The sequence below is a fragment of the Anaerosporobacter sp. genome (genome assembly GCF_031551385.1).
Taxonomy (GTDB): domain Bacteria; phylum Bacillota; class Clostridia; order Lachnospirales; family Lachnospiraceae; genus Anaerosporobacter.
Map to the genome: position 1 here is coordinate 1 of NZ_JAVBNS010000012.1, position 5004 is coordinate 5004.

At 34.4% G+C, this 5004-nt stretch carries 6 protein-coding genes and 5 tRNA genes; all 11 read right to left on the minus strand.

Features of this window, described 5'->3' with window-relative positions; genetic code table 11:
• Positions 1-65: 65 nt before the first annotated feature.
• Positions 66-140: transfer RNA gene (locus tag RMR19_RS02165), tRNA-Pro, on the minus strand.
• 223 nt (positions 141-363) lie between these two features.
• Positions 364-852, minus strand: coding sequence for a metallophosphoesterase (locus tag RMR19_RS02170; RefSeq protein ID WP_310601854.1), 489 nt, complete (start codon positions 850-852; stop codon positions 364-366).
• A 16-nt stretch (positions 853-868) separates the two neighbouring features.
• Positions 869-1459, minus strand: a complete 591-nt coding sequence (locus RMR19_RS02175; RefSeq protein ID WP_310601855.1) for an XTP/dITP diphosphatase — start codon at positions 1457-1459, stop codon at positions 869-871.
• Between the two features lie 14 nt (positions 1460-1473).
• Positions 1474-2619, minus strand: a complete 1146-nt coding sequence (locus RMR19_RS02180; RefSeq protein ID WP_310601856.1) for a THUMP domain-containing class I SAM-dependent RNA methyltransferase — start codon at positions 2617-2619, stop codon at positions 1474-1476.
• Positions 2620-2865: 246 nt separating this feature from the next.
• Positions 2866-3060, minus strand: a complete 195-nt coding sequence (locus tag RMR19_RS02185) for a rhodanese-like domain-containing protein (protein ID WP_310601857.1) — start codon at positions 3058-3060, stop codon at positions 2866-2868.
• 223 nt (positions 3061-3283) lie between these two features.
• On the minus strand, positions 3284-3475 hold the full coding sequence (locus RMR19_RS02190; protein ID WP_310601858.1) for a hypothetical protein: 192 nt from the start codon (positions 3473-3475) through the stop codon (positions 3284-3286).
• A gap of 413 nt (positions 3476-3888) precedes the next feature.
• Positions 3889-4362, minus strand: coding sequence for a DUF1700 domain-containing protein (locus RMR19_RS02195; RefSeq protein ID WP_310601859.1), 474 nt, complete (start codon positions 4360-4362; stop codon positions 3889-3891).
• Between the two features lie 159 nt (positions 4363-4521).
• Positions 4522-4595, minus strand: a tRNA-Arg gene (locus RMR19_RS02200).
• Positions 4596-4609: 14 nt separating this feature from the next.
• Positions 4610-4695: transfer RNA gene (locus RMR19_RS02205), tRNA-Leu, on the minus strand.
• Between the two features lie 5 nt (positions 4696-4700).
• A tRNA-Val gene (locus RMR19_RS02210) sits at positions 4701-4773 on the minus strand.
• Positions 4774-4845: 72 nt separating this feature from the next.
• A tRNA-Asp gene (locus RMR19_RS02215) sits at positions 4846-4919 on the minus strand.
• Positions 4920-5004: the final 85 nt, after the last annotated feature.

The following is a 5004-nucleotide window of genomic DNA, read 5'->3' on the forward strand; positions in this document are numbered from 1 at the left end:
AATCGAACCCACGTATCTAGCTTGGAAGGCTAGTGTTCTACCATTGAACTACACCCGCATATAAGTCGGGGTGACAGGATTCGAACCTGCGACCTCTTGATCCCAAATCAAGCGCTCTAGCCAAGCTGAGCCACACCCCGTATTCTATTTTGTTAAGGCCAACCTACTTGAATTTTATTACTACTTATCTTCAACAGTTTTCTACATCGCCTCAACGCAAGAATTATTATATTACACCCAAAAAGAAAAGTCAACACCTTTTTTAAATTTTTTTAATTTTTTAAAAATATTATTTTATTCAAACAATAATGTAAATTTAAGTATACCTAATTACATCTCCAAAAGGCCTGCCAACTCTCGTATTTAATTATATTTGCAATAATTAATATTAAAATAGATCTCGCCTTTACGGTCAATTTCCATAATCATATAGGAAGGAGTACGCCCATCTTGTCTTGGTAAAGATATGCTTCCTGGATTGACTATATATGTTTCCCTTCGATACTCTACACTTGGTTTATGTGTATGCCCATACATTACAATGTCAAATCCATTTTCTAATGCTGTTTGAAGCAAATCATCTGTTCCATAGTTAACATGATAACGATGACCATGTGTTAACAATACGCGATACGTTCCAAATGTAACAATTTTCTCTCTCTCCACATCGGTAAAATAATCGTTGTTTCCAGATACAATATATGTATCGCACGTAACAAGACTGCGAATGTATTCTTCCTGCCCCTCGAAATCGCCTAAATGAACAAATGCATCAATATTCCCAACCTTTTTAATAACTCCCTCCAAATAGGACGTTCTTCCATGGGAATCACTAACGATTAAAACTTTCATATCATCCTCCACTTCATTAAGCAGATATTAGCTTTTTCATTGCTTCTAACGCCTTGCCTCTATGACTAATTTGGTTCTTTTTCTCTAAATCAAGTTCTGCTGTTGTACAGTTAAACTCAGGTACCATAAAGATTGGATCATATCCAAATCCATTCTCTCCGCGTTCTTCATATCCAATATAACCTTCAATTGTAGCACGAGTTGTAAGCGTCTTTCCATTAGGAAATGCACATGCGATTGCGCAAACAAATCGAGCACTTCTCTCTTCTTCCTTCGCATCCTTTAACTGATCTATAATATATTGATTTTTAACACGATATGAAGTATCTTCACCTAAGAATCTTGCAGAATAGATTCCTGGCTGTTTATCCATATAATCTACTTCTAAACCAGAATCATCTGCCAATACGATTTCGTTCATTTCTCTTGCAATTTGAACTGCCTTAATCAAAGCATTCTCTTCAAATGTTTTTCCGTCTTCAATAATTTCCTTATCATAGCCAATATCTTTTAAAGAAAGAATCTCATAGCCTAAATCATCTAAAATCATTCTAACTTCTTTCATTTTTCCTTCATTTCCTGTCGCAAAGATTATTCGTTTACTCATCATGTGCTCCTTTCCTAGTTCTTCTTTGGTGGTCTTGGTCCCATGAATTGATATAGATATGTCTTCAACATACCATTATAGATTTTTCTATTCTTATCTGCCTTTTGACCCATATATTTTTCTGCGTCTTCAAAGCTTGTAATTACGAACTTAGACCATGTATCAAGACCCTTGAATGCTTGTCCAATTTCTTTATATAGAGGTGGCATCAACGAGGTCTCTTCCAAACGTTCTCCATAAGGAGGGTTTGTAATAATAAAGCCATATTTTTTAGGATTACTTAAATCCTTCACTGCCCTCTGTTGAAAATGTATATATTTATCCACTTCTGCCATTTGCGCATTCTCTCTTGCAGCCTTAACAATTTCTCCATCAATATCATAACCTTGAATATTCATCTCCACATCATGTCTAATTACATCATTTGCTTCTTCTATCGCTTCATACCAACATTTCTTAGGTATCAGTTCTTTCCAGTCTTCTGCAATAAATGAACGGTTCATACCAGGTGCAATATTAGCTCCAATTAAGGCTGCTTCAATTGGTATTGTTCCACATCCGCAGAAAGGATCTACTAGAATACGGTCTTTATTCCATGGTGAGAGTAAAATAAGCGCTGCAGCAAGTGTCTCTGTAATAGGTGCTTTACTTGTTAATTTACGATATCCTCTTTTATGAAGTGATTCTCCTGAAGTATCCATTCCAATCGTTATCTCATCTTTTAAAAATGTAACACGTATTGGGTAGGAATTCCCTGACTCTTCAAACCAATTTACTTTATATACACCTTTTAATCTTTCTACCATTGCTTTCTTCATAATAGATTGAATATCTGATGGGCTAAATACTTTACTCTTAATAGAAGTTGCCTTTGCAACCCAAAACTTTCCGTCTACAGGTATATAGTTTTCCCATGGTACAGCCTTTGTTCCTTCAAACAATTCATCAAATGTTTCCGCTTTAAACTTAGCAACCTTTAACAATACACGTTCCGCTGTTCTTAAGAATATATTTGCTCTACAAAAAGCATTTTCATCTCCTGCAAATGTTACCCTTCCATCATCAACTTGTACAATCTCATATCCTAAATCCAAGATTTCTCTTTTTAAAACTGCTTCCATACCAAAATGACATGGTGCAATAAATTCATATCGATTCATTATAATCTCCTTATAAGTAGATAAAGCCCCTAGATTAATCCATTTAAGCAAGGGGCTCTATATTTATTTAATATTAAATCACTTTTTAATTGTAGTCAACCAAATTCCTTGTTTTCACCCATATTATCTTTCCATAACACCTCTGTATGCATGTATTCCCCCATATACATTAACTATTGAATATCCTACAGCACATAACTCCTTTGATGCTAACATACTCATGCTACCTCTATCACAATAAAAGATTTACTTTTTATTTTTATCCAATTGATTTATATTACCCATCAAATCATCGTAAGGAATATTTATGGCTGCCGGTATATGCCCTCTTCTATAATCCGCATAATCCCTTAAGTCAATTAATATATAATCACGGCTTTGCATATATAAGTTTAACGCTTTCGCTGAGATTGTTTCAAAACACATATTATCACCAACCATTCTACTATATTTTATTCAGTAAAACGACAATTGGTGCATTTTTTTCTTATATTTATCATATTTCTATGTTTCTATTTTACATATCACAATGTTTTATGTCAGAATCTGTTTTGCAATTAAAATGAGCTATCGCGTTAGTATCTAATTAATAAGTTAGATACACACGATAGCCCATCTCTCTAATTGCTATTACATAAATATATAATACTTATTTTAAGTACTACTATTTATTGTAGTTTTGGCTATTAGAATTCTTTGATGAATTTTTATCTTTGCTAATGTTTGAAGCTTTGTTTTGGCTCGCATTTTGGTAGTTGCTTGAATTACTTGATGAATTGCTTGATGAATTGCTTGATGAATTACTTGATGAGTTTTTACCGCAATTTTCATTTGAGTTGTTTTGATAGTTGTTCATTTTTAGATCCTCCTAAAAAGTAAGTTATTTTTACTACAGAAGATAGTATTTACAATTCAAATAAAAATATACTTAAATCATCATATTTTTTTATTTTTAATAAACGTAAACTATTTTACATAAAAGCAATGATACAACTCTCTATTCTAGATTTAATTTCCTCTCATTTACAAGGTTTTTTACTCTTTTAACTGTTGCTTTTTAGTTACTATTGGTATATAATATGAGTGTATTAACCTGTTCTTCATTTCGAAGAGCTTTTTAATACACTATATAACCCCTTATTAATTATTTATACTCCCCTCATCGAAACATCGCCTTGGCTCCCCCTCGGCGGTGTTTCATTTTATATTAATTTAAAATACTTTATATATTTTTTTGAAAAAAACGGTATTTTACAGTCTTTCTTGTCCTCATTTTTTGGTAACAATTCGTATCAATAGATACACTAACAGCAATGGTAAGCCTATACTAAAGAATAATCTAATTGCAATACTTCCCACCAAAAATATAAGCATAAGAATTAATATTAATATAACTGTCCCAGATATACGGTGTCGCAATGGTATTTTCCCATCGAAATTATACGTCCTTGCATTTCCTTGCTCATTATTAGTGTAGGCATCATCATCTGCAGTTCTATATTCATCTTGATATACTTTACTATGCCCTTTATTAGAGCCACTTAACTTTGATGTTTCTATTATCGTTCTTGCGATTAATCTTGGGTCACCTAGCTCCGACATTACCTCGTCCATCGTTTTGCCATTACTCATTTGACTATCTATATACTCGCTATAATAACGAATATTACTTTCTATTTCTATACTTGGAATTTCTGTGTAGAGACTCTCTCTTAAATCTTTAATGAATTCTTCCTTTGTCATATAAATGTCACTCCCTTCTTATACTAAAGGCTTTCTCACTCGCTAAATTATTTACTATTCTAACACACTATAATTATTTGGTAAATAAGAGGACAATTAATTTTCTATTAAAATTTAATATACAAAAAAACACCGTAAATACTTTACGATGTCTTTGTACGTGCGTTAGAGGATTCGAACCCCCGACCTTTTGGTCCGTAGCCAAACGCTCTATCCAGCTGAGCTAAACGCACATATTTAATTGATATGCCGGCGACCGGAATCGAACCGGTACGGGCGATTAGGCCCGCAGGATTTTAAGTCCTGTGCGTCTGCCAGTTCCGCCACGCCGGCATAGATGGGACCAACAGGGCTCGAACCTGTGACCCCCTGCTTGTAAGGCAGGTGCTCTCCCAGCTGAGCTATGATCCCATGGGATATTATAAACTATTGTTCATAATAAGCATATCTTATGAAATTAATCATCACACAATTACTATGTGACGACCCAGAAGGGACTCGAACCCTCGACCTCCGCCGTGACAGGGCGGCGCTCTAACCAACTGAGCCACTAGGCCAAACTAAATATTATTACTGTAAGTCATTAACTAACTAAATGGACCTTCGGGGACTCGAACCCAGGACCGACCGGTTATGAGCCGG

Coding starts and splice junctions, on each gene's coding strand:
- RMR19_RS02175 (WP_310601855.1), bottom strand. CDS start 1,459: ATGAGTAAACGAATAATCTTTGCGACAGGAAATGAAGGAAAAATGAAA.
- RMR19_RS02170 (WP_310601854.1), bottom strand. CDS start 852: ATGAAAGTTTTAATCGTTAGTGATTCCCATGGAAGAACGTCCTATTTG.
- RMR19_RS02195 (WP_310601859.1), bottom strand. CDS start 4,362: ATGACAAAGGAAGAATTCATTAAAGATTTAAGAGAGAGTCTCTACACA.
- RMR19_RS02180 (WP_310601856.1), bottom strand. CDS start 2,619: ATGAATCGATATGAATTTATTGCACCATGTCATTTTGGTATGGAAGCA.
- RMR19_RS02185 (WP_310601857.1), bottom strand. CDS start 3,060: ATGGTTGGTGATAATATGTGTTTTGAAACAATCTCAGCGAAAGCGTTA.
- RMR19_RS02190 (WP_310601858.1), bottom strand. CDS start 3,475: ATGAACAACTATCAAAACAACTCAAATGAAAATTGCGGTAAAAACTCA.